The sequence below is a fragment of the Parasphingorhabdus sp. genome (assembly GCF_965233695.1).
Classification (GTDB): domain Bacteria; phylum Pseudomonadota; class Alphaproteobacteria; order Sphingomonadales; family Sphingomonadaceae; genus Parasphingorhabdus.
In genome coordinates, this window is the sequence record NZ_OZ247497.1 from 2471920 (window position 1) to 2496335 (window position 24416).

Annotated in this window: 19 protein-coding genes; 7 read left to right on the top strand and 12 right to left on the bottom strand. The window is 51.7% G+C overall.

The window, feature by feature from the left end; genetic code table 11:
• Both ACO6S1_RS11805 and ACO6S1_RS11810 read right to left on the bottom strand, forming a co-directional pair.
• The gene (locus ACO6S1_RS11805) at nucleotides 1-1455 is read right to left on the bottom strand and encodes a coniferyl aldehyde dehydrogenase (protein WP_422342894.1); all 1455 of its coding nucleotides are present in this window, start codon (nucleotides 1453-1455) and stop codon (nucleotides 1-3) included.
• Between the two features lie 96 nt (nucleotides 1456-1551).
• Nucleotides 1552-2430, bottom strand: a complete 879-nt coding sequence (locus ACO6S1_RS11810; protein ID WP_422342895.1) for an HpcH/HpaI aldolase/citrate lyase family protein — start codon at nucleotides 2428-2430, stop codon at nucleotides 1552-1554.
• Nucleotides 2431-2596: 166 nt separating this feature from the next.
• On the opposite strand from ACO6S1_RS11810, the gene pseI reads away from it, so the two are divergent.
• Entirely contained in the window at nucleotides 2597-3649 is a 1053-nt protein-coding gene (gene pseI / locus ACO6S1_RS11815) for a pseudaminic acid synthase (RefSeq protein ID WP_422342896.1), read from the top strand.
• On the opposite strand, the gene ACO6S1_RS11820 is transcribed toward pseI, so the two are convergent.
• Complete coding sequence (locus ACO6S1_RS11820; protein WP_422342897.1) at nucleotides 3624-5093, bottom strand: hypothetical protein; 1470 nt, start codon at nucleotides 5091-5093, stop codon at nucleotides 3624-3626. The genes pseI and ACO6S1_RS11820 overlap by 26 nt on opposite strands.
• Before the next feature lie 81 nt (nucleotides 5094-5174).
• On the opposite strand from ACO6S1_RS11820, the gene ACO6S1_RS11825 reads away from it, so the two are divergent.
• Genes ACO6S1_RS11825 through ACO6S1_RS11840 form a run of 4 tightly spaced genes read left to right on the top strand, consistent with a single transcriptional unit; the run spans nucleotide 5175 to nucleotide 9409 of the window.
• Complete coding sequence (locus ACO6S1_RS11825) at nucleotides 5175-6506, top strand: lipopolysaccharide biosynthesis protein (RefSeq protein WP_422342898.1); 1332 nt, start codon at nucleotides 5175-5177, stop codon at nucleotides 6504-6506.
• Nucleotides 6499-7509, top strand: coding sequence for a UDP-N-acetylglucosamine 4,6-dehydratase (inverting) (gene pseB, locus ACO6S1_RS11830; protein ID WP_422342899.1), 1011 nt, complete (start codon nucleotides 6499-6501; stop codon nucleotides 7507-7509). The genes ACO6S1_RS11825 and pseB overlap by 8 nt, the downstream gene beginning before the upstream one ends.
• Before the next feature lie 21 nt (nucleotides 7510-7530).
• The gene (gene pseC / locus ACO6S1_RS11835) at nucleotides 7531-8712 is read left to right on the top strand and encodes a UDP-4-amino-4,6-dideoxy-N-acetyl-beta-L-altrosamine transaminase (RefSeq protein WP_422342900.1); all 1182 of its coding nucleotides are present in this window, start codon (nucleotides 7531-7533) and stop codon (nucleotides 8710-8712) included.
• Entirely contained in the window at nucleotides 8705-9409 is a 705-nt protein-coding gene (locus ACO6S1_RS11840) for a cytidylyltransferase domain-containing protein (protein ID WP_422342901.1), read from the top strand. The genes pseC and ACO6S1_RS11840 overlap by 8 nt, the downstream gene beginning before the upstream one ends.
• A gap of 13 nt (nucleotides 9410-9422) precedes the next feature.
• Here ACO6S1_RS11840 and ACO6S1_RS11845 read toward each other — a convergent pair whose 3' ends face one another.
• Both ACO6S1_RS11845 and ACO6S1_RS11850 read right to left on the bottom strand, forming a co-directional pair.
• On the bottom strand, nucleotides 9423-10904 hold the full coding sequence (locus ACO6S1_RS11845) for a GNAT family N-acetyltransferase (RefSeq protein WP_422342902.1): 1482 nt from the start codon (nucleotides 10902-10904) through the stop codon (nucleotides 9423-9425).
• Complete coding sequence (locus tag ACO6S1_RS11850) at nucleotides 10888-12444, bottom strand: hypothetical protein (protein ID WP_422342903.1); 1557 nt, start codon at nucleotides 12442-12444, stop codon at nucleotides 10888-10890. Before ACO6S1_RS11850 ends, ACO6S1_RS11845 begins: the two co-directional genes overlap by 17 nt.
• A gap of 321 nt (nucleotides 12445-12765) precedes the next feature.
• Between ACO6S1_RS11850 and ACO6S1_RS11855 the strand changes: the two genes are divergently transcribed.
• Nucleotides 12766-13143, top strand: coding sequence for a hypothetical protein (locus ACO6S1_RS11855; protein WP_422342904.1), 378 nt, complete (start codon nucleotides 12766-12768; stop codon nucleotides 13141-13143).
• On the opposite strand, the gene ACO6S1_RS11860 is transcribed toward ACO6S1_RS11855, so the two are convergent.
• From ACO6S1_RS11860 to ACO6S1_RS11870, 3 genes are read right to left on the bottom strand one after another with little or no spacing between them, the layout of a single operon-like run.
• Complete coding sequence (locus ACO6S1_RS11860; protein ID WP_422342905.1) at nucleotides 13140-14207, bottom strand: mannose-1-phosphate guanylyltransferase/mannose-6-phosphate isomerase; 1068 nt, start codon at nucleotides 14205-14207, stop codon at nucleotides 13140-13142. The two genes, ACO6S1_RS11855 and ACO6S1_RS11860, sit on opposite strands and share 4 nt — an antisense overlap.
• A gap of 10 nt (nucleotides 14208-14217) precedes the next feature.
• Entirely contained in the window at nucleotides 14218-15021 is an 804-nt protein-coding gene (locus ACO6S1_RS11865) for a class I mannose-6-phosphate isomerase (RefSeq protein WP_422342906.1), read from the bottom strand.
• 16 nt (nucleotides 15022-15037) lie between these two features.
• Complete coding sequence (locus tag ACO6S1_RS11870) at nucleotides 15038-16342, bottom strand: UDP-glucose dehydrogenase family protein (protein ID WP_422342907.1); 1305 nt, start codon at nucleotides 16340-16342, stop codon at nucleotides 15038-15040.
• A 311-nt stretch (nucleotides 16343-16653) separates the two neighbouring features.
• On the opposite strand from ACO6S1_RS11870, the gene ACO6S1_RS11875 reads away from it, so the two are divergent.
• Nucleotides 16654-18576 (top strand): polysaccharide biosynthesis protein, encoded by a 1923-nt coding sequence (locus ACO6S1_RS11875; protein ID WP_422342908.1) that lies wholly within the window; start codon nucleotides 16654-16656, stop codon nucleotides 18574-18576.
• A 25-nt stretch (nucleotides 18577-18601) separates the two neighbouring features.
• On the opposite strand, the gene ACO6S1_RS11880 is transcribed toward ACO6S1_RS11875, so the two are convergent.
• The 4 genes from ACO6S1_RS11880 to ACO6S1_RS11895 form a co-directional block, all read right to left on the bottom strand.
• Complete coding sequence (locus tag ACO6S1_RS11880) at nucleotides 18602-19330, bottom strand: 3'(2'),5'-bisphosphate nucleotidase CysQ (protein ID WP_422342909.1); 729 nt, start codon at nucleotides 19328-19330, stop codon at nucleotides 18602-18604.
• Nucleotides 19327-21252: a sulfate adenylyltransferase subunit CysN gene (gene cysN, locus ACO6S1_RS11885; RefSeq protein ID WP_422342910.1), complete on the bottom strand. Its 1926-nt coding sequence runs from the start codon at nucleotides 21250-21252 to the stop codon at nucleotides 19327-19329. The genes ACO6S1_RS11880 and cysN overlap by 4 nt, the downstream gene beginning before the upstream one ends.
• Nucleotides 21252-22217, bottom strand: coding sequence for a sulfate adenylyltransferase subunit CysD (gene cysD / locus ACO6S1_RS11890; RefSeq protein ID WP_422342911.1), 966 nt, complete (start codon nucleotides 22215-22217; stop codon nucleotides 21252-21254). The genes cysN and cysD overlap by 1 nt, the downstream gene beginning before the upstream one ends.
• Nucleotides 22218-22344: 127 nt before the next feature.
• On the bottom strand, nucleotides 22345-24369 hold the full coding sequence (locus ACO6S1_RS11895) for an FAD-dependent oxidoreductase (protein WP_422342912.1): 2025 nt from the start codon (nucleotides 24367-24369) through the stop codon (nucleotides 22345-22347).
• Nucleotides 24370-24416 lie beyond the last annotated feature (47 nt).

Below are 24416 nucleotides of genomic sequence, written 5' to 3' on the forward strand. Positions count from 1 at the left end.
TTACAGCTTCATCTGCTGTTTCATGGTCTTTTCCGTCGCCGCTCCATAGGGCGGCAGGAAGCCGGCAATTTTGGCGATGTTCACTTTGGGTTGGCGATAGACGGCTTTGGCATGGCTGAATTCTTTGAAGCCATCCGGTCCCGTATAGGCGCCCATGCCGGAAGGGCCAACGCCGCCAAAGGGCAAGTCGTGCTGAGCGATATGGAAAATCACATCGTTGACGGTGACACCTCCTGAAATGGTACGATCCAGCACCTTGCGCTTGTCCGATTCCGTTTCTCCGAAATAGTAAAGACCCAGCGGACGGTCATGATCATTCACATAGTCGATCACTTCATCGAGGTTGCGATAGGTTTTCACCGGCAGCACCGGACCAAAAATCTCTTCCTGCATGACGCGCATGTCCTCGTTGACATTTTGCAGCACGGTAAGCGGCATCTTGTTGCTGTTGGTGTTGGAGAAATCTTCATCGCCCGGATTGACCACTGTCTGCTTGGCGCCTTTGGCCACTGCGTCGTCAATCAGGCCCTGCAAGCGTTCCTTGTGCCGTGCGTTGATGACCGATGTATAGTCGTCATTCGAGATCATGGTTGGATATTGTTCAGCCACATTGCTCGCGATACCTTCGACGACCGCCTCTTCCTTGTCCTGTGGAACCAGCAGATAGTCGGGGGCAAGGCAGATTTGCCCGGCATTCATCATCTTGCCCATAGCGATGCGCTGGGTTGATTTTTGCACATCGGCATCGGGGCCAATGATAGTAGGCGATTTGCCGCCGAGCTCCAGTGTAACGGGCGTAAGGTTTTGTGCCGCCGCTGCCATGACATGTTTGGCAATCCCGCCACCGCCCGTGAAGATCAGGTGATCCCATGGAATTTCGGAAAAAGCCTTTCCGGTTTCCGGACCGCCGGTAATCACGACCATTTCTTCTGGCGCAAAATATTCCGCCACCAGTTTTTTGACCAGTTCACCCGTTTCAGGGCAAAATTCAGAAAATTTGATAATGACCCGATTACCGGCGCCAAAAGCACCAATGGCGGGATCAAAAGCAAGATTGATCGGGAAATTCCAGGGCGCAATTACACCGACGACGCCCTTGGGCTGATATTCGACCTGACCACTGGCACCGAGTAGGCCAAGCGGGAAATCCATTTTCCGCCGCTCCGGCCGCATCCATTTTTTCAGGTTTTTCTTGTGGTCCTTGGCATGGCCGACGACCGACATCAGGTCGGTCATGACTGTTTGCACGCTGCTGCGATGTCCGAAATCATTGGATACGGCTTCGCAAAGCGCATCCTTGTTATCGATGATCATTTGCGCTGTCCGGTTGATCCGATCCATCCGGGCTTCATAGCTGACCGGCAGCTCTGCATGAAAGGCATCACGCTGCGCCTGAAACGCTGCCATGATTTCGTCTTTGCTCACTTCGCCTGCTGCTGCTTCCAATGCTTCCATGTCTCATCTCCTGCAAAGCGCTTTCTTGCGCCCATCATCTTTGGTTTCAATTGACCACTTAAACCATATTTTTGCAGTTTGTCGAGGCTGAACGCTTTATTGGGAAGCGGCTGCAATGGCGTCCGCCAAAGCTATGGTCTCTTCCGCTTGCTGGAGATGCAAGAGTTCCGTCATTTTGCCGTTGACGGTAATGACGCCTTTGCCCGCATTGGCCGGGTCTTTAAAGGCAGCAATGATGGCCATTGCCTCTGTGATTTTATCCTCATGGGGCGCAAATTCGCGATTTGCGATGTCAATTTGTGCTGGGTGGATGAGCGTTTTTCCATCAAAACCAAAGGCCTTGGCCTGCCGGCATTCCTGTTCAAAACCTTCGGGGTCCTTGAAATCATTATAGACACTGTCCAGGATGTTCACGCCAAAGGCGCGTCCGGCCATGATTGTTTGCGCGATTGCTGGCGTAAACAGGGTGCGATCCTGCTCTGCGCGCATTTCCTTGGCGAGATCGTTAAAGCCCATGACGAACGTGGTAAGCCGGGTTGCAGAAGCGGTCTCTGCAATTCGGGCAATATTCAGCACGGCAATCGGCATTTCTATCATGGCCCATAGTTGCAAGTCGCCATGCGCGCCCTCGCGGTCGATAATCTCGGATATTTTAACAATGTCGGCGGCGTTTTGAATTTTGGGAACCAGAATCCCGTCCGCTTTGCTGGCGCAGATGCTCTTTATGTCATCAGTGAACCAGGACGTATCCATGGCGTTTACGCGCACAACCATTTCCCGCTGCCCATAACCGCCTTCAGCCAGCGCTACGCAGGCCGCATCGCGCGCGCCGATCTTCGCATCGGGTGCAACGGCGTCTTCGAGATCAAGTATGATCGTGTCAGCGGCCAGCGTTTTAGCTTTCTCCAACGCCCGCGCATTGGATGCGGGCATGTAAAGACAAGAACGGCGGGGGTGGAATTTGGTGTCAGTCATAGGACGCCTATATCGGAACAGACTTGATCTGGACAATCGAAAACCAACCCGCCTTGATATTATCTCGCCAACAATCCGGCTTTACCCAAATGTAGATGTTTATTGAATTGCAAGCTTTCTGGTGTAGAGCCACAGCTTCAATCCACCACCGACGCCGAGGCATTCGATGAAGATTTTAGACCAAACCATCTCGCCAGCCGAGCGGCCCTATATCATCGCTGAAGTATCGGCCAATCATGGTGGGGAATTGAACCAGGCAATGGATCTGGTTGCTGCCGCTGCAGATGCCGGCGCTAGCGCGGTCAAGTTTCAGACCTATACTGCCGATACCATGACTATCGAGTGCGACAGGCCAGAATTTCGCATCGATAACGCCGAAAGCTTGTGGAACGGGCGCACGCTTTATGATCTTTACGATGAAGCCCACACCCCTTGGGATTGGCATGCCCCATTGTTCGAAGAGGCGCAGCGGCGCGGCATCCATGCTTTTTCAAGCGGGTTTGATGAATCTGCGATAGATTTTCTCGAGACGCTGGACCCGCCTTGTTATAAGGTCGCATCGTTCGAACACACATTTATTCCGTTGCTTGAGAAAGTCGCCGATACAAAAAAGCCCGTGATTGTATCTTGCGGATTGGCATCCATGGATGAAATCCAGAAATCCGTTCAGACCCTGACCAAAGCTGAATCTGGCCCCATATGTCTGCTCGCATGCACCAGCAGCTATCCGGCTTCTGTGGCTGACAGTAATCTAAGGCGAATTCCAGCCCTGAAAGAAGCTTTTCCCAACTGTCAAATTGGCCTGTCAGACCATACTATCGGCAGCACTGCCGCGATTGCTGCCGTGGCCTTGGGGGCCTGCGTCTTTGAAAAGCACTTTAAGTTGTCTGGCGACGAGACTTCGGTTGATGCGGCATTTTCTGTCACGCCAGAGGGATTGCGCGATTATGTCGACGCGATCAATGATGCCTGGGATGCACTGGGTGAAGCGAAATTTGGTGCGGCTAGCGATAACGAGGCCCAATCGTTGCAATTTCGGCGCTCAATATATGTCGTGGCGGATATTGCCGAAGGTGAAACCTTTACCCGTGAAAATATCAGATGCATCCGCCCTGGATTGGGCCTGCAGACAGAGCATTTTTCTTCGGTTCTCGGAAAAACCGCTGCGCGCACAATAGAGCGCGGGACCCCGCTCAGCCTTGAGCTTGTTGGGGGCTAATGTAACGCCGGATTTTCTGGGCCGCTTTTTGTTTCAGCTCTGTGGCATCAGCATTATATGATGCGTCGTAGCTCTGCATCACATTCCGCCAGACAGGGCTAGTGTAGAAGGCCTTTAGCATCGGATAAAGATCATCGCTCCAGTTCTTCACTTCGCAGACGAGCCTGTCCTGAACAAACCCGCAATAGTCATGGTTGAGCCGATCGAGTGAGTCGATATAGGCCACGGGCCGGCCGCCACGCAGTACGTTCATTGCCACACCGCTATTGCCGCAAATGATCAGGTCGCAGGCCTCGATCTCGTCGTCAAGCGGAGTGCCGATAGTGATTTCGACATTTTTGTGCTTTGTTGCCAGGCTTGAAAAGTCTGACTTTAATAGCGCGACCGGATGATTGCGGATCAGAATCCGCACATCAGGGTTGCTATCATTTATGGCGGACACCAGATTTTCAACCTCATCGGCAGAAGTCAGTGCTGTCAGAAAAATTCCGATTTTATTGATCTTGTCGCGCCAAATCATCGGGCGAGTGGTTCCTGGCTGACCGATCAGCGCGATGTCTGCATTGCAGCGGCTGGCGCTTTCATAGGTTTTCCGAATGGCATCACCATAAAAAACAGCGCAGTCGGCTAGTACCGGGGGTACAGTCGCACCGTTTGCCGGTACCGGAGCGTGGTTGATGTAAATTACCTTGCGGCCCATCTCGTGTGCAGCGGCGGCCATACCCAGCGCCTCTGGACTGTAGTTGCTGGCGACAATGGCTGTGCCCAATTTGGGATGGCGCGCGAAAAGTTCAGAAAAGCGCATGTAAAATGCAAGACCGCTGGCGATACGGGCTGAAGGCATAAATCCATAGGACCGCGCGAGGCGGGACAAATACGGAAACAGCCGTGTTGCAGCACCAATCATGCTTAGGGTGGTGCGGAATTGGTCGCGCCGGAACATATGATCCCGTTTTAAGGACAGCTGCATAATGCTTGCACCGGGTAGCAATGACACCAGCCGAGCGATCGCGTTGGTTTCATTGTGAAAATTGGAGATGGCAACGGCTTCCTGATCATCATAGTCAAATGGCCCAATCGAAAGGACACATTTGAGCATATAGGCAAACAAGACTAGCGGCTGCATCACGCGAGAACCGGCTGCGGCATAAAGCGCATCAATCATCCGATAGACCGGGTTTTTATTCTTTATTTCCGCAAAGACGTTACTGCGTGCCTCAGATGTTTCCATCCGGCGAATGATACCCAACGCTACGGAGAGATTGTAGTTATCGCGCGGTTTTGGGACATTTGTTTCAGGATCGACTTTGAAATCGGCGTCAACTACCGCCTGAACAGCGGCAGCAATATCGTCCTCGACATCGGTATTATATGCTGTCTCGTTCAGTGCCAAACCAAATGTGTCGGGTCGTTCCATCTTGTTCCCTGCAATTGTTTCTAACATTCACGCCGCATTCCTAATTTTGCGGACTGAACGACATATTGCAGGTAATTGTTAATAAATTGGGTTTAGGGGCTGTTAACCATGGACCGGGTTAAGAATGATGAGCGAATAAGCGGGATGATGCAGATCAAACAAAGACTGTCGGATTTGACCGGAAAGAGCTTTCTGGCGCTGCAGTCGCTTTTCTACGCAATCGCCAACAGCATAGAAGCCCTCGTGCCACTATTGCTTGCTCCTATTCTCACGCGGATATTGGCGCCTTCTGAATATGGGATTTGGGTGCTCTTCATCACCTACGCGACCTTCCTGCGCCCGATAGTCGGGTTAACTACGCAGGATGCTATTCGCATGCGATTCTACGATTTTGATCAGAAGCAGCTCGACCAGTTTACGCATACTGCGCTGTTTGTCATGATCATGATGGCCGTTGGGGTTTCCGGATTGACATTTATCTTCCGGGATGTCCTGTCGGCATTGGCAAAGTTTCCTGCCAATTGGCTTGTCACTGTCGTGGTCGCGGCGCTGCTTTTCGAAGTTTTTTATACGGCTCTTGCGCTGCATCAGTTTCACAACCGTCGTAAGGCGTTTCTTATTACGCAGGTCGTGCAGGCGGTACTGAGCATTGCTTTGATTTCGGCGTTCCTGCTTGGTGGCTGGGATTGGCGCGGCGTAATCCTTGGGAGAATTCTTGGAATGACGGCTGCGATTCTAATTTCGCTCCGGGCATTGGGCTATGGTCCGTCATTTTTCTTTCGATTGCCGCAACGGTCTTTCTATCGCGATATAGCGAAATTTGGGGTGGTATATTGGCCATCGGGGATGGTGATCATGGCGGTTGCGATGACCGACAAAGTGGTGGCAGCTCATTATCTCGGGGTCTCTGCCAGCGCCATGTACGGCGTAGCTGCTCTATTCGCATCGGCTTTCTGGGTCATTAATCACAGCTTTGTCTTGGCTTGGACTCCCTGGCTTTTCCGGAAACTTAAAGCGGCGCCTTCTGATGGTCTGCGCGAGGTCATTTCGGTTTCATTGCTGTATTTTCTGTTGGCATCGATCGCAGCCTTCTGTTTCTATCTCATCTCATTGTACGTCGCTCCAGTTTTGCTGGGCGAGGCATTCCATAGCGCGATCCCACTCTTGCAATATATCATGGTCGCAATTGTCCTGCAGGGCTTCTTTATGCACAACATGAAATTCCTGCATTTCGACAAAGATATCAGGGTCATGTCGCTCTGCAGCATGTTGACTATCGCTTTGAATATTTGGCTAAGTATTCTATGGGCTCCGGCCATGGGTATCCGGGGCATTATGCTCGGCACAGTAGTTTCTTTCGGCGCAGTTTTCCTGATCAGTGGAATGATCGTAATTGTACGCCACATTAAACCTCAAGAGGGAGTTAAGTCTGTTGTTTGATAATAAAAGTATTCTCGTTACGGGCGGGACCGGATCTTTTGGGCGTCGCTTTATCGAGACGATCCTTGAGCGTTATAATGCGCGCCGCGTAATTGTTTTTTCTCGCGACGAGTTTAAACAATCGGTGATGCAGGAGAATTATGACGATCCTGCGCTGCGCTATTTCCTTGGCGATATCCGTGATCGCAATCGGATGATGCAAGCGATGGAAGACGTGGATATTGTCGTTCATGCTGCGGCATTGAAGCAGGTACCTGCGCTCGAATATAACCCTGCCGAAGCGATCAAGACCAATATTCTTGGTACCGAAAATGTGGTCGAAGCAGCCCTGGCTAATAATGTCGAGAAGGTCATTGCCCTTTCCACCGACAAGGCCGCGGCACCGGTGAACCTTTATGGCGCAACGAAATTGACGGCTGAAAAAATAGCGATTTCAGCCAACAATACTGCTGGTAGCCGTGATACACGCCTGTCGGTTGTGCGATACGGCAACGTGATCGGTTCGCGCGGTTCGGTTATTCCGCTGTTTCAAAGACTGCTAGCCGAAGGGGCAACAGAATTTCCCATCACCGATCTGGCGATGACCCGGTTCTTGCTAACGCTGCAGCAAAGCGTCGAATTTGTGATTGATTGCGCTGCTCGGATGTGGGGCGGGGAAACCTTCATTCCGCGTATTCCTTCTGCAACCATCGGTACCATGGCAGAGGCCATCGCACCCGATATGCCGCAAAAGGTGGTGGGTATCCGTCCAGGCGAAAAGTTGCACGAGGTGTTATGCCTTCCTGACACGGCTTGGCAAACGGTCGAGTATGAAAATCATTATGTCATTAAGCCCTCTTTCAAATTCAACCGTATCGATGTTGATTATTTGACGGCGGCGAACGGCGAGAAAGGCAAGCTGGTCGAAGGTGATTTCAGCTATGATTCCTACCATAATGACGATTATCTCTCTGCAGAGGAGCTGCGCAAGTTAATCGAAAGCGCAATGCCATTTAACGCCTGATCTAAATTTTTTGGAGGACGCATGCGAAGCCGCATCCCCTATAGCTGCCAGACAATCGACGAAGATGATATTGCGGCGGTATCCGAATGCCTGCGATCTGATTTCTTGACGCAAGGGCCGCAAACACTTGCTTTTGAGGAAGCCGCGTCGGCTTATCTTGGTACCGGGCATGCAGTGGCGGTGTCGAATGGCACTGCGGCATTGCACCTTGTCTGTATAGCTCTGGGGCTTGGGGCTGGGGACCTTCTCTGGACATCGCCCAATAGTTTCGTCGCATCGGCTAATGCCGGACGCTATCTTGGCGCGGATGTAGACTTTGTCGATATCGATCCGCAGACCGGTTCAATTGACCCGGATGTGTTGGAAAGCAAATTACTTGCAGCTTCAGCATCGGGGCGCAAACCCGATATTCTGATTGCTGTTCATTTTGCCGGACACACCCATGGCTTTGACCGAGTTGCTGCGCTTTGCGTAGAACATGGCGTCACATTGGTAGAGGACGCAGCCCATGCGTTTGGCGCTGCATATGAAGATAGACCAAACCAGATGGTGGGCAGTCATCCGCTGAGTGCGGCGGCTACGTTCAGCTTTCACCCGCTCAAGTCGATTACGACGGGTGAGGGCGGTATGATCACAACCAATTCCGAAGATATCGCCAACAAGCTAGCAATTTTGCGAAGCCATGGTGTTACCAAGGACCCAGCCTTGATGACTGATGCCCGTCCAGACGACGGCGGTTGGTATTATGAGCAGCATGAACTTGGCTTCAATTATCGTATTTCTGATATTCAGGCAGCGCTCGGCCTTAGCCAGATGCGCAAAATTGATACGCTTATGACGGCGCGTCGCAACCGCGCAAAGCGATACGAGGAGTTGCTCTCAGGCCTGCCGCTGCATTTGCCGCTGGCGACTGACAGATCGTCTTGGCACCTCTATGTTGTCCGGCTTGATCGGGCTCGCACCAATGTCACTCGCAAGGCGATGTTCGATGCGCTACGTGAACGCGGGATTGAGGCGCATGTGCACTATATCCCTATTCACACTCAGCCTTATTACCGATCATTAGGCTTCACTGCCGGAGATTTTCCGGAGGCAGAGGATTACTATGATACCTGCCTCAGCTTGCCGATCTATCCTGTCATGACCGATGAAGAGCAGGATTTCGTGTCTACCGCAATTTCGGACACGCTTGCATATGCGTAGCATTGCCATCGTGCAGGCGCGTATGGGCTCATCGCGCCTACCGGGTAAAGTTCTGAAGACCCTCGCTGGGCAGCCTGTGCTCGACCACGTGGTTACCCGGGTTAAAGCAGCAAGCCGGATTGATGACGTGGTTGTTGCTACCTCGGATTTGCCGGGGGACGATCCCATCGCAAGCCACTGCGAGTCACGCGGATGGATGTGCATTCGAGGATCCGAAACCGATGTCTTGTCACGCTACGCCTCCGCTGCTCGTGCCTCTGACGCTGAAATTGTTGTACGGGTAACTAGCGATTGCCCTCTTTTCTCTCCCCACATCCTTGATGACATGCTGGGCGCATTTGATCCGGCAAATATGGACTATATGTCCACCAACTGGCCCGATCGGACATTTCCAGTAGGGCTGGATTGTGAGGTTATGCGAGCGGATAGTCTGCTCGGCATCGCAGAAAGCGCGACTGATCCCTATGACCGAGAGCATGTCACGGCGCATTTCTATCGTAACCCCGACCAGTTCCGGCTTGCTGGATACAGCTGTGCATCGCCGCTGGCGCATTTGCGTATCACATTGGACACTGCAGAGGATTATGACAGGTTAGTTGCATTGTTTAATACGCATCCCGAACTTGCTGATCCGAAAGCGGACGTTATTGGCATCGCGGCAAAATATTTTGAGCAACTTGATGACGTTGCTTCCTGAACAGGACGAAGCGTCAATCCAGCAGCTTCCATGCATCAAGCCAATCCGCCCGATCTCTTGATACAGAAACTTCGAAGCCGGCATCGCGATGCAAGCGTTCAGAGGCTGTGTTGGCACTGTGTATCCGGCTGATGATCTTGTCGACGTTGGGGCGGCAGCGGCGGAGCTCGCGTTCGGCGGCTAAATATACCGGCAAACCCATTTTGCGTCCGTGCCATTCCGGCACCAGATAAATGGAAAGATAGGCTGAATTGTCGTCGCTGTTGATATCGAACCGGACCACACCAACCGGATTGGTTCCGCGCATTGCTATGCGAAAGACGCAGTTAGGATCGGCAAGCTTCTTGGAGAACCAGCCCATATGCGCATCGAAGTCGGGTTTCTCGGAATTCGCAAAATTATGTTGCCAATTACGGTCGTCTGTGCGCCAATTCAGCAAATCACTAGCGTCGTCCGTTTTTACTTCGCGGATAGCGAGAGCCAGCGCTCGTATCCACGATACAAGACGGGATGCACCCCGACCATCGACCAGATTCCGCCCAGCTTCTGCAATCGCTTTGCACCCGGCTTTGTCAGTGGCCAGCGCATTGACAGCGCACGCGATTGTCGCCGGCGTCACTCGGTCATGTTCACCTAGAAACCGGATCGCACCAGCATTGATCATCGCGTCAATCTGCGCCTGCTGGTTCTGGGCAATTGAGATCACCAGAGAGGGGACGCCGAGACAAAGTCTCTCCCAAAGCATCACTCCCCCCGCCCCAAGTGCGAGGTCGGCCGCAAATATCAGCTCCGCCAGCTGTTTTTGGTTTGGAGCGCGGTACAGAGTAACATGCGGCATTTGCTCCGCTGCCTCGATGAGAAGTGGAGCTATCTTTGCGCCCGGTCCAATGACTACGTCAACGTCAAGCGCTTCCAGATCAGCAATGGCCTCAAGCGCCTTTTCCGTCTCGCCGGTAGGATCACTGCCGCCGAAGCAGATATTTAGCCTTAGGCGCGAACTCCTATTTTGCGAGGGGCTTTGGGCCAATTTGGTGATATGGCGGGACAAGGGTAGATAAGCAGGGCCGCGAAGAACGTTTGTTTCTCGCCCAGATACGCGCCCGCGATGTGGACGAACGATAATATCCGCTCGTGTCGCTATATCGAAATCGTCGAACACCATTAGCCGTGTGCCGGTGCTGGCCGCTAATGTTTCCCACTCCTGAACCGATCCATATTGGTCGAGAATGACCACATCCGGCACCCACTCATATTTGTTCAGCGCGCGCATCGCTTCCTCAGGACGGCATTCATTCTGCGCCAGCGATACCACCCTTGTGTCTGCTGGGAAGTAACGGTCAGCAAGCGCAGCGCCCTCTGCATTGGTTAGCAGCACCATCTCGGTGTCACCGCCAGTCGACAATATATCGGCAACCGCAGCAGTACGGGCAAAGTGACCAGTCCCGACTAATGGGCCCGCATCGGCTCGGATCGCTACTTTAATCGGTTCGGACATAATAGGTAAATCTGATCCGCTTCCCGTCATAGGTTGTCACGGGGCGGTAATTTTTGAGGATGGCCAGAAATCTGGGATCTTCTGAAAACACCTGCTGCCAATCAACGTTGATGTAACGCAACGGCCAGCGATGGGTCCGATCCAGAATTAGCACATCGGGCGGCATGTCTTCCCAAAGCCGCAGCATTTGGTCGTGCAGCATCCTTCGACCTTGATCATCTAGTTTTACGGGAGGTGGGGTCCGTGCCATTTCCTTATTGTCGAACGGTTTAAGCTCTGCACTTACATAAGCATTGTTCATCATCGGATTCCAGCGCAGCGCATTGTGAGAAGCAAGATACTGATTGTATGGCGAGGGGTGCATGGTCAAGATCGCCACCCGCTCGCCCGTCACTGATCGTCCGTCAGCTTCAAGCGCCTGTTCCAATTCTGAGGTTTGCTGCTGATAGACTTGGGTACTCAGAAATTGGGCTGCTACTGGCAAAATTACGAGAAGCGCAACAGCTATATTGACATGCCAACGAAATTGCTGTGCTGCGATCCACCACCATAGAAAATAGGCCATAGTGACAGGAAGCAGGTGATGAGTGTACCAACGTCCCTGTGACCAGGCAGCAAAAACTGTTGCGATTACAATGGCAAGGGCGATTGCGGTCAATCGTTTCGAAACTCTAAAATACCACGAAGCGACGAGAAGGAGGATTGCAGGCATTAAGTTCGCAACCATCTTTGACAAGCTTTCGCTCCGTTCAAGAAGGTTCGCGTCAATGGCGCTTCTCATGGCGCCAATTGCCTCCCGCTGAGCTGGGTCTATGCCAAGCCAGAAGAACAGATAGAGGAAGACTATTGTGCCTGCGATGAGGTTCTCGGTCCGTAAGAGCAGGAGGGGGTGGCGTTTCATCAGAGTGTCGACAAGCTCCACCAGGAGAACGACGAGGCTGTAGACATATTTGAAAAGAAGCATCGTGCCCATCCATAGGCCCAATAGCGTCCTTAGCCGCCAACCAACCTTTTCAACGTCCGGGTTTGAAAGCCGGAGAACGAGATATGGCCAGAGCCCTAAAGCAACAAGATGTTCGCGCAGTCCGAAAACATTTTTGAACAGGATTGGCAGAATAACAAAGAAGAGTACCGACAAAATGAGAAAGAGCGGCGAGGCACCAACGGTTGCACATCGAATCCGGTACCCGAGTCCCGCTCCGACGAGCACCATTATGTTGGTCATCGCAACAACCACTATGTCTAGCCGCAAACCAGTCAATTCACTAAGGTGAGCGGCCAGCGAGAACCAGAATTTTTCAACCGGCGGAAAATAGATACTGTAGTTACCAAAGGATTCGCCGAGCGTAACTGCCAATCGCCCCGAGAGAGCGCTGCCTGCCAAGTCTTGGTGCGGAGAATAGAAAAATCCATAAAACAGTAGGGTGCCAGTGAAGATACAAAGCGTAGTGAGACCGAATAATTGTAAACTCGAAGCCGTCGACCATGTGTATGGTTTGACAATATCCCGCCGCCCTAACGGCATTTTTTCATCCATCATGCTAATCTGACTCACAAAGGCGGTTCACTGATTAAGTCAGACTGATCGCATCCTGAACCGCCAAGAATTGGTGGCCCGGAACAAGCGCTAGTTTTGACATAAACTCCCTAATCGCAAGAGATACTCTGTTGGCGTCGGATTGCCAAGTGGCATGTCAGACGGCAGCGACTGTATCACTTTAGACTAAAGCCCTGCAAATTTCAGATTTTGGAACAGTGTTTAGATTGAGCCATCCATCCCCTTTCTATAAAATCCCTGATAATTGGATTGCCTCTCGATTTGTTCATTGACGGTTAGGGATCACTCAGCCAAGCGGCGCTTATGCAATGGATAGAAATTAAAATATGGCTGGAAGCCGTAACAGGCTTTGATCGGGATGCACTGCACATTTACGGTGCTGTCTTTATTCAATTTGGACTAGCGCTGTTTTGCCGGCGATCACTGGCCAGCATATGGCCCTGGCTGGCCGTGTTCATGATTGCTCTTGCAAACGAATATCTGGACTATCAACGTGTTGGAAACAGCCCAGCGTCGCAAGCTGTCTTTCAGGCTGAAGGCTATAAAGACATGTGGAATACTATGTTGATACCAACATTTTTGTTATTGGTCGCGCGGCTCTGGCCCACGTGGATGACCGGCAAATCGAAAGAGCATAGCAAGTCGGTTGGCCTCAGCCCTAGCGACGAAAAAGCAGCTTAAACCGTTTTATTTCGTTCCGACACAATCTTTCTTACATTTTGTGACTGTCCTCTCGGCAGAACGACAACCTGATTACCAGTGGCAATGATGATTAAATCATCCACGCCAAAAGTTGTGATTTCAAGTCCGTCCGAATGAACGAGATTATTGTGCGATTCCATGGCTATAACATTTCCAAAGGTGACATTGGATTGATCGTCAGGCGGCGTGATTTCGAATAGGGAATCCCAACTGCCGACGTCAGACCAGCCGGGGTCGACGGGGGTGACGGCAACTTTTTCGGCCTTTTCCATAATAGCATAATCAATCGAATCTGATGGTGCGCTGGCAAAGCTCTCTTCATGCGGCATTATTCGCAGATCATCATGATCGGCTTTGTCCATTGCTCTTTTGGCAGCTTCAAGCATTTCCGGCGCATGCGCCTCCAGGGCATTCAAATAGGCATCTGCCCGGAACAAGAATATGCCAGCATTCCAATAGTAGCCGCCTTCAGCAAGCATGTTTTCGGCATTGTCGCGATTTGGCTTTTCGACAAAACGTTGCGCGGCAAAGCTGTTGGCACTGCCGATCACGGGCTCACCCTGCTGGATGTAACCATAACCGGTCTCTGCTCGTTGCGGTTCAATGCCGAATGTCACCAGCCAGCGCGCCTTTGCCAAAGATTGCGATTGTCGCACTGCTTGTTGAAAAGCCTGCACATCTTTGATGACATGGTCGCTGGGCATGACCAGCATCAGGCTTTGTGGGTTTTTGCAGGCGAGAGCTGCTAACGCAATAGCGGGAGCTGTGTTTCTGGCACATGGCTCCAATATGTGGGCTTGCACGCTGCTCCCGATCTCTTTCAATTGCTCTTCGGCGAGCTTTGCGTGTTTTTTGCCACCGACAATGAGGGGTAGATCAAAGAGGTCGCTTTGCTGACAGCGCTCGAAAGTAAGCTGGAACATACTCAACGGGCCCGTCAGGTTCAAAAATTGTTTGGGATGGTCGTCTGTCGACAAAGGCCACAAACGGGTCCCAGAACCACCTGACAGAATGACCGGTGTAATCAGATCGTTTTCGCTCATAACATTCGCCTTAATCCATGCTGCACGCAATTAAGGACTTACCATTTGCAGACAAATCGATCTCTGAAGCCCTGGTACAAAGCCCGCATTGGCCTGCAGAAACAGTTTTACCTCTGGTCGTAACTTTGCCCTTGAGAGGCAGAACTTGCCATTCTCCGGCTGTGGTCCCCATCAATATATCCGGGTCGTTGCCAATGACTTGGAAAAGCTTGAAATGCGGCCCGTTGATGAGCTTGGCAGATTGGTCAGCGACCGCTTCCTGAAAGTTTTTCATATCATAGGGCGTCAATGCGGCCACTGCCAGCGCATCCTCCAAATGCAACTCACGATCCCGACCATAATCATAGAGGCGGTATGTTATGTCAGCATTTTGTTGGACTTCGATCAACTGAATGCCGGGGCCAATCGCATGGATTGTACCAGCAGGTATGTAGAATACATCTCCTGGCTTTACTGATTTCCAGTCCATTAGTTGTTCAATTTGGCTACAGGCTACTGCAGCATGCAGTTTGGCTGCACTCACCTCCTTTTTCAGTCCAATTCCCAAAACGGCATCCGGCTCAGCTGCCAATATATACCAGCACTCTTCCTTGCCGCTTGCCAAGCCTTTTCGGCGTGCTTGTCGGTCGTTGGGATGTACTTGAATTGAGAGTTTTTCGCTTGTAAACAGATATTTAGACAATAGTTTTGGCCTTATCCCCTTTGGAGGTTGAAACCAGATTTCACCTATTTTCTTGTCTTGCTTACTGCCAAAGATTTTGGGGAGGTTCACTTGCCCCCAAGGTTTTGGAACGGATTTCTGTCTTAGTTTCATATTTGCCCGCTGATGATCAGCTACGCCCGATACTGCTATATTCCAGACCGCTTTTGATAACATCGGCCGGATTGTAGATATTTCTCAAATCAACAAGCGTTTTGCCTGCCATTGCAGCGGACAGTTTTTCCAGATCCAGCGCACGGAACGCATTCCACTCCGTGACAATCACAACTGCATCGGCATCCAAAGCGGCTTCATAGCTATTTTTAGTCATTGTAACATTCGGCATGATTTCAGCAGCTGCGTCCATCCCCTCCGGATCATAGGCACTGACGTTCGCGCCAGCATCCAACAATGTTTGAGCAATAGCAATGGCGGGCGCGTCCCGCATATCATCAGTATTCGGCTTGAACGTGAGCCCAAGCAGCGCAATTTTCTTGTCTCTTGCCTCACCGCCAAGAGCTTGAATGACTTTACGGCCCATTGCCCGCTTGCGTTGGTCATTAACCTGCACCACGGCTTCTACAATGCGAACCGGGCTTTCATGGTCCTGTGCGGTTTTCAAAAGCGCCAAAGTGTCCTTTGGAAAACAACTCCCTCCATAACCAGGCCCTGCATGCAAAAATTTGGAGCCGATGCGGTTATCGAGCCCTATGCCGCGCGAGACTTCCTGAACGTCGGCACCCACTTTTTCGCATAAATCTGCTATTTCGTTGATAAATGTTATTTTTGTCGCAAGAAACGCATTGGCTGCATATTTGATCAATTCTGCCGTCCGGCGGCCGGTAAACAGGATTGGCGACTGGTTCAAGAACAGAGGCCGATATATTTCGCTCATGACATCTTTGGCCCATTCGGTTTCCGCTCCGATGACAATCCGGTCAGGACGCTTGAAATCGTCAATCGCTGCACCCTCGCGAAGAAATTCGGGATTGGATACGACAGCAAATTGATCAGCCGCCAGTTTTTTGGACATTATCAGTTCCACTTCATCGCCTGTACCGACCGGCACAGTTGATTTGGTCACGATAACTGTCGGCTTGGTAATCGCGTCAGCAATTTCTTCGCTGGCAGCGTAGACATAGCTGAGGTCAGCATGGCCATCGCCGCGCCGTGAAGGTGTGCCGACAGCGATGAATACGGCGTCGCAGTCTTTTACAGATTGTGCCAGATCACCGGAGAAAGACAGGCGATCGCTGTCGACATTGCGTTCAACCAAACTTGCCAGACCGGGTTCAAAAATCGGCATGATATTCTGGTTCAGTTTGTCAATCTTGCTGGGATCCTTGTCGACACAAATAACTTCATGGCCAAAATCTGCAAAGCATGCGCCAGAAACCAAACCGACATAACCGGATCCGATCATTGCAATTTTCATAGTGATCCTTCGATATTTTATTGCTTATAGATAATTTGAACGTGTGGTCGCGCTTCTGGCCTGATCAACTTTCCTGGTCAAGCGGAGTAAGTAATTCCAGCGTTTCTAAGGTGCATTCTGTCCCTTGTTAGCGATGGGGAGTAAAGATTTTATGTCTACAAAGAGCATCGATCGAAATTAAGCCCTGTTTCTGAAAGATTTAGCAGTTTCCCTAAAACGGGGGAAAATGTTGGAAAAATGTTACGGCAGCGGCTAGTAACCCGGATTATGCGTAGTAATTAATATTGTTCGTATTGAACAATCCAGGAGCTTTGACCATCGAGACCATAACCGCCTTGATCACCAATGCCTTGGCCAAAATTGCCAACATGACACGGTGGAAGAAACAGCTTACGGTTGTGAGCCTTGATATATCGCTTTGCATATTTTCAATAATCATTGCTTACTCTTTGCGGATTGGTGTCTGGATCTATTGGGATCTGGCTGTCCAAAAAGTAGTCCTCGCTTCTGTGTTGATATTGCTGCCGGTTTTCTATTTCAGCGGCGTGTATAACGCGATCTTCCGTTATGCGGGCTCCGGGATGATGAAGACGCTTGCGCGGGCGTTCATGATTTATACGGCTCCTATGATTGTCATTTTCTCAATGATAGGAATAGCGGGTGTGCCGCGCACTATCGGTGTAATTCAACCGATCATCTTCTTCATAATGGTAGGTTTTTCGCGCGTGACAGCGCGATACCTCATGGTTGACATATTGGGCCGCAATCTTTTCGGCGGGCAGGTTAAAACGGTTCTGATCTACGGTGCGGGCAGCGCCGGACAGCAACTCGCATCATCAATGCGTTCGGAACCGGCGATGCGGCTGCGTGGTTACGTTGACGACGACCGCCGATTGAATGGGCAAAAACTAGACGGGGACCGGGTGTTTTGGAGCGGTGATTTACCGGATGTTATCAGCAAATATGCCGTGACCGATATATTGCTCGCATTGCCAAAGATTTCTCGCAAAAAGCGCCGTGCTATTGTCGATCAAATTCAAAAATTCAAGGTTCACGTCCAGACACTACCCAACATGAAAGATATTATGGACGGTCAGGTGTCGTTTAACGACATTCGCGAGCTGGACATTGAGGATTTATTGGGGCGCGAGCCGGTTGCACCTAATGAATTGCTTCTGGGGCGGACGATCGTCGGCAAAACTGTCATGGTTACCGGAGCAGGCGGTTCCATTGGCAGCGAGCTTTGCAGGCAAATTTTACAATCGGGAGCCCATAAGCTGCTTCTGCTCGAACTCTCTGAATTTTCACTTTATGCGATTGAGACCGAGCTACGCAGATACGCGCAAAGCCATAATCTCGAAAATATTGGTATCACACCGATTCTAGGCTCTGTCACCGATAGCGAACGTCTGAAAGAAATATTGGCCCATTGGCAACCGGATACGATCTTTCATGCCGCTGCCTACAAGCACGTCCCGCTGGTGGAAGCTAATCCGGTTGAGGGTATCAGAAATAATATATTGGGCACATTTGAGCTGGCGAAGGCCTCGCATGAGGCCAAGGTCAGCGATTTTATCCTGATTAGTACCGACAAAGCGGTTCGTCCGACGAATATAATGGGTGCTACCAAACGGGGTGCCGAGCAGATCATTCAGGCATTTGCTGAGAAAAGTGAAACCAGGTTTTCGATGGTCCGGTTCGGCAATGTTCTTGGATCCAGCGGCTCTGTGGTTCCGCTTTTCCGGCAACAAATAGAAATGGGCGGCCCGATCACCCTGACCCATCGAGACGTCACCCGCTATTTTATGACGATACCGGAAGCAGCGCAGCTTGTCATTCAGGCTGGCGGTATGGCCAAAGGCGGGGAGGTTTTCGTACTCGATATGGGTAAAGCCGTGCGGATCATGGATCTTGCCAACACCATGGTTCAACTGTCCGGCCTAACCGTCCGGAGCGACGCGAACCCAGACGGCGATATCGAAATTCTGGAAATCGGCATGCGCCCGGGCGAAAAACTGTATGAAGAATTGATTATTGGCAATGATCCGCGATCAACGGTCCATAACAGAATCATGATGGCGCGGGAAAGCCACTTGGATCAAGCTGAACTGGATAAGCTGTTGGACGGTTTTCGAGCATCGCGGGATTCGGCAGAAGCTATTGCATTGCTGAAAATAATGGTTCCGGAATTTGATCATGAGCGTGACAATCAGACGGTAGAAATTGCATCTTGATCGCGATACAAAGGTCTTTGGCTTCTTAAAGCCCGTCAACCCGTTCCAATATGCTTTGAACATCTTGTGGGTGGCATATCAGAAGATCAGGCAAATAGGTATCGCGTTGGTTGTAAAGCAGCGGCTGTCCATCAATGCGGGAACAATGGAGTCCGTGGGCTTGAGCAACGGCAGCCGGCGCACAATTATCCCACTCATATTGGCCGCCGGAATGCAGGTAAATGTCGGCCTCGCCGCGCACAATAGCCATTGCTTTAGCGCCGGCAGAGCCCATCGGGATTAGTTCTGCGTCAAGCATCTCGGCAATCGCGACGGCTTCTTTGGCTGGTCGGGATCGACTAACCACCATGCGCAGTTTATCGCTGCGTGTTGGTCGAGCAATCGGCAAATCGCTGCGTAGCGTCAGGCCCAAGCTGGGCAGCGCAACAGCGCCAATCGCAGCCTTGTTATTAACCGCCAATGCAACATGCACGGCCCAATCATCTCTGCCTTCGCTATATTCCCTTGTGCCATCTACGGGATCGATGATCCAGACGCGGTCTTTGTCCAATCGACTTGCCGTATCCTTGCTTTCTTCTGATAACAGACCGTCATCAGGACGCTGTGCACGCAGTGCAGCGACGAGCATGTCATTCGCCGCCTTATCCCCCGCATTGCCCAAATCCTTGCCGGTCAAGTGCGCGCTGTTGCGCAATTCCACCAGCAAAGTGCCAGCATCCGTTGCGAGCTTCGCCGCCAATTCAGCATCTGTCATATCGTATAGGACCAACTGCCGACGATTTTGTCCACGATAATTTCCGCAGCTTCTTCTGGGCTCATCTTGGTGGTGTCGATGCGCATTTCGGCATTTTCGGGGATTTCATAATCGCTATCAATGCCAGTGAAGTTTTTAAGCTCGCCTGCCCGCGCCTTTTTGTAGAGGCCTTTGACATCGCGTTCTTCGGCGACGGCCAGCGGTGTATCGACAAATATCTCGATAAATTCGCCCTCTGGCAGCATGGACCGGACAAGCTGTCGTTCGGCTCTAAACGGGGAAATGAAAGCGGTCAGCACGATCAGTCCTGCATCAGCCATTAGCTTTGCGACCTCTCCAATTCGGCGGATATTCTCAACCCGATCTGCGTCTGTAAACCCGAGATCCTTGTTCAATCCATGTCTGACATTGTCGCCATCGAGCAGAAAGCTATGTTTGCCGAGGGCATGCAGGCGCTTCTCCACCATATTGGCGATGGTCGACTTGCCCGATCCGGAAAGGCCGGTGAACCAGACTACCCGGGGTTCCTGGCGTTTTTGCAGCGCATGCGCGGCCCGATCAATATCAACATCCTGCCAGTGCACATTTTGTGATCGCCGCAAGCAGAAGTGCAGCATGCCAGCCGCTACCGTTGCGTTGCTGATTTTATCGATCAGAATGAAACCGCCGAGATCACGATTGTCTACATAAGGTTCGAAAATAATTGGGCGATCGGTGGCAATTTCGGCCACGCCAATCCCATTGAGTTCCAGCGTTTTCGCCGCCAGCTGTTCCATATTGTTGACGTTGATCTGATATTTCGGCTGTTGCACGGTGGCGCTCACAAATTGCGTGCCGATCTTCATCCAATAGCTGCGACCCGGCAATAATTCTGTTTCGTCCATCCAGACAAGCGACGCCTCGAACTGGTCTGCGGTTTGTGGTGGCGCGTCGGTGGCGGCAATGACATCTCCGCGCGAGCAGTCAATTTCATCTGCCAATGTCAAGGTAACCGATTGCCCGGCTACCGCTTCATCAAGATCGCCATCCATGGTTACGATACGTTTGACGGTGGTTGTCTTGCCAGAGGGCAATATGCGGACCTGGTCACCCGGTTTGACGCTTCCGCCGGAAATTTGTCCGCTGAATCCGCGGAAATCGAGATTGGGCCGATTGACCCATTGTACCGCCATGCGCAGGGGCCGCGCCTGATTGGCGGTCACCATGACTTCGACATTTTCCAGATGCTCCACCAAAGCGGGGCCATCATACCAGGGCGTGTTGTCTGACTTGCTGGTGATATTGTCTCCAGCCAGGCCGGAAATTGGCATGGGTGTGAACGCCTTTATGCCGATCTCTTCAGCAAAAGCGCTATAGTCAGCCACAATCTTGTCGTAGACAGCCTGATCATAGCCGACCAGATCCATCTTGTTTACCGCAACGACGAGATGCTTGATCCCGATCAGATGCGCCAAATAGCTATGGCGGCGTGTCTGGGTCAAAATACCCTGCCGCGCGTCGATCAATATTACCGCGAGATCAGCCGTGGACGCGCCCGTGACCATGTTGCGGGTATATTGCTCGTGACCAGGGGTGTCCGCAACGATGAACTTGCGTTTTTCCGTCGCAAAGAAGCGATAGGCGACATCAATGGTTATCCCCTGCTCCCGTTCGGCAGCCAGTCCATCAACGAGAAGCGCAAAGTCAATTTCCTGACCCTGCGTGCCAACCTTTTTGCTGTCCGCTTCCAAAGATGCCAGCTGATCTTCGAAAATCATCTTTGAATCGTACAGCAAGCGCCCAATTAGCGTTGATTTGCCGTCGTCAACCGAACCACAGGTAATGAAGCGCAACATCGTCTTGTGCTGGTGGGTCTCCAGATAGGCATCGATGTCTTCAGCTATCAGGGCATCGGTCTTGTAGATTGTTTCGGGGCTATCCATCAGAAATATCCCTCCTGCTTTTTCTTCTCCATCGAGGCGGCCTGATCATGGTCAATCGCCCGTCCCTGCCGCTCCGAAGTCGTGGTCAGCAGCATTTCCTGAATAATCTGGGGCAGGGTGGTCGCTTCGCTCTCGACAGCACCGGTCAATGGGTAGCAGCCAAGTGTCCGGAAACGGATAGAGCGTTCTACCGGCTCTTCCCCCTCTTTAAACCGAAAACGATCATCATCAACCATCAGCAGCATACCATCGCGCTCTACGGTTGGACGCGGTGCCGAGAAATAAAGCGGAACAATCTCGATATTTTCCAGATGGATATATTGCCAGATGTCGAGCTCGGTCCAATTGGACAGCGGGAAGACCCGGATGGTTTCACCTTTTGCTTTGCGCGTATTGTAAAGTTTCCAAAGCTCTGGCCGTTGGTTTTTGGGATCCCAGCGGTGATTGGCTGACCGGAAGGAGAAGATGCGTTCTTTCGCCCTGCTTTTTTCCTCGTCCCGCCGAGCGCCGCCAAAAGCAGCATCAAAGCCATAATGGTCCAGCGCCTGTTTGAGGCCCTGTGTCTTCCACATATCGGTATGGAGGCCGCCATGGTCGAACGGGTTGATACCGCGTTCCTTGGCTTCGGGATTTTGGTGCACGAGCAATTCCATGCCGGCATCTCTGGCAGATTTTTCCCGCAGATTGTACATTTCCTGAAACTTCCAGGTGGTGTCCACATGGAGAAGGGGAAAGGGAGGGGGAGAGGGGAAAAACGCCTTCTTGGCAAGATGGAGCATGACCGCGCTGTCTTTGCCCACCGAATAAAGCATGACCGGCTTCTCGGTTTCGGCCGCAACCTCACGCATGATATGGATCGCTTCTGATTCGAGACGCTGAAGGTGGGTGAGGCTCATTGCGCGTTTGCTTTCGTTCGATATCAATTTTGAATGCCTAAAGAGCTCAAGGCAATAATCAAGAGACATCCATATAGCGAAGTTACCGCGCAAAGGCTGGCAAGATTTTCTAATTACAGATAAACATTGCTTGTCTATTATTTACGAGCGTTTCTCGGGCAGTTGCCCGATTGCCGGGTTTGAACGATTGGCCTGTTCAGACCGCAGCAGCCATATGGCTCGCTTGATTTATGGCCGCTTTCGCATCCAGTTCCTTCGCTTCATAGGCTCCGCCTACCAGTTGAGGGGCTAGACCATCTTCGATCAGACTATCATAAAGCTCCCGTAGCGGGTCCTGTCCAGCGCATATGATAATCGTGTCGGCGTCCAGGACCTCCGGCGTCCCGCCTTGCAGGATATGCAGCCCGGCATCATCGATTTTCACATATTCAACGCCATTCATCATGTTCACGCCGCGCCGTGCCAAGGTTAGTCGATGTGTCCAACCGGTTGTCTTGCCAAGCCCAGCACCAACCCGGCTTTCCTTGCGTTGCAGCAACGTGATCTCACGATCGGATTTTGCGACTTTCGGTTCAACACCGGTCACGCCGCCGCGCGGGTGATTTTCAAAATCAACGCCCCATTCGGCTGCAAAAACATCGCGGTCTACGGCGCCTGATGGCCCGGAATGACTGATCAATTCGCAGACATCGAAACCGATGCCCCCGGCGCCGATAATGGCAACTTTCTTTCCGACCGGTTTCCTGCCGGTTATGACATCGATGTAACTGGCGACTTTGGGATGGTCGATACCTTCAATGTCGGGTTGACGGGGCTTGATACCGGTTGCGATGATTATTTCGTCGAAGCCCTCAGCCTTCAAAGTCGCTGCGTCGGCACGCGTGTCGAGCCTCAGGTCAATGCCATGAACCGCAATCATGCGGTTGTAATAGCGCACGGTTTCATGAAACTCCTCTTTTCCGGGTATCGTTTTTGCGAGGTTGAACTGACCACCTATTTCCGATGACGCTTCGAAAAGAGTGACCTTGTGTCCGCGTTCGGCAGACACAGTGGCGTAAGCAAGGCCAGCTGGCCCTCCACCGACCACTGCGATTTTCTTTGGTGCAGTGGTTGGCAGATAGTTTAACATCGTCTCGTGGCACGCTCTGGGATTGACCAGACAGGACGTTAATTTTCCCGAAAATGTATGATCGAGACATGCCTGGTTACAGGCGATGCATGTGTTGATCTCATCCTCGCGTCCTTCCACGGTTTTGCGCATGAATGCGCTATCAGCCAGGAGTGGTCGAGCCATCGAAACCAAATCGGCATCGCCGCGTTCCAAAACCTGCTCTGCCACCTCGGGCATGTTGATCCGGTTGGATGTAATGACCGGGACATTGACTTCCTTACGCAACCGACCCGTCACCGATGTGAACGCGGCTCGGGGCACCATGGTCGCAATGGTCGGAACGGCACTTTCGTGCCAGGTAAAGTGCGTCGAGATGATCGTTACGCCTGCCTCTTCAAGCGCTTTCCCAAGCGTTACAATTTCGTCCCAACTCATCCCGTCTTCGAGCATATCCATCGCCGCAATGCGGAAAATCAGGATGAAATCATCACCGACAGCAGCGCGGGTTTGCTCGACAATTTCCAATGCAAAACGCATCCGGTTTTCATAGGAACCACCATATTCATCTTCGCGTAAATTGGTTTTTTTCACCAGAAAAGTGGAGATTAAATAGCCTGCCGAACCAATAATCTCGACCCCGTCATAGCCCGCCTTTTTCGCCATCATGGCACAGCGGACATGGTCATCAATCTGTTTCTGGACGCCGTCCTTGTCTAGTTCGTTCGGAACAAATCTCGCGATACGTGATTTGACCGGCGATGGCGCAACCGCATTGGGCGTGTACGCCAATGGCCCTGAATGCAAAATCTGCATGCAGATTTTAACCTCCGGATCGGCCTTGTGGACCGCATCGGTCACCAAGCGATGCTTTTCGGCTTCTTCGTCGCTCGACATCATCGCACCGCCGCTGGACGACTCCTCATTGGGTGCGATCCCGCCCGTAATGATCATGCCAATATTGTTGGCTGCGCGTTCGGCAAAATAGGCTGCCATGCGTTCAAACCCGCCTTCGATTTCTTCGAGGCCTGTGTGCATGGAGCCCATGATCGAGCGGTTCTTTATGGTGGTGAAGCCAAGGTCGAGCGGTTCTAGCAATAATGGATATTTCATGATGCTGGTATAATAATTTTTCTTCGCCCTCCTATTATCCTATCTGT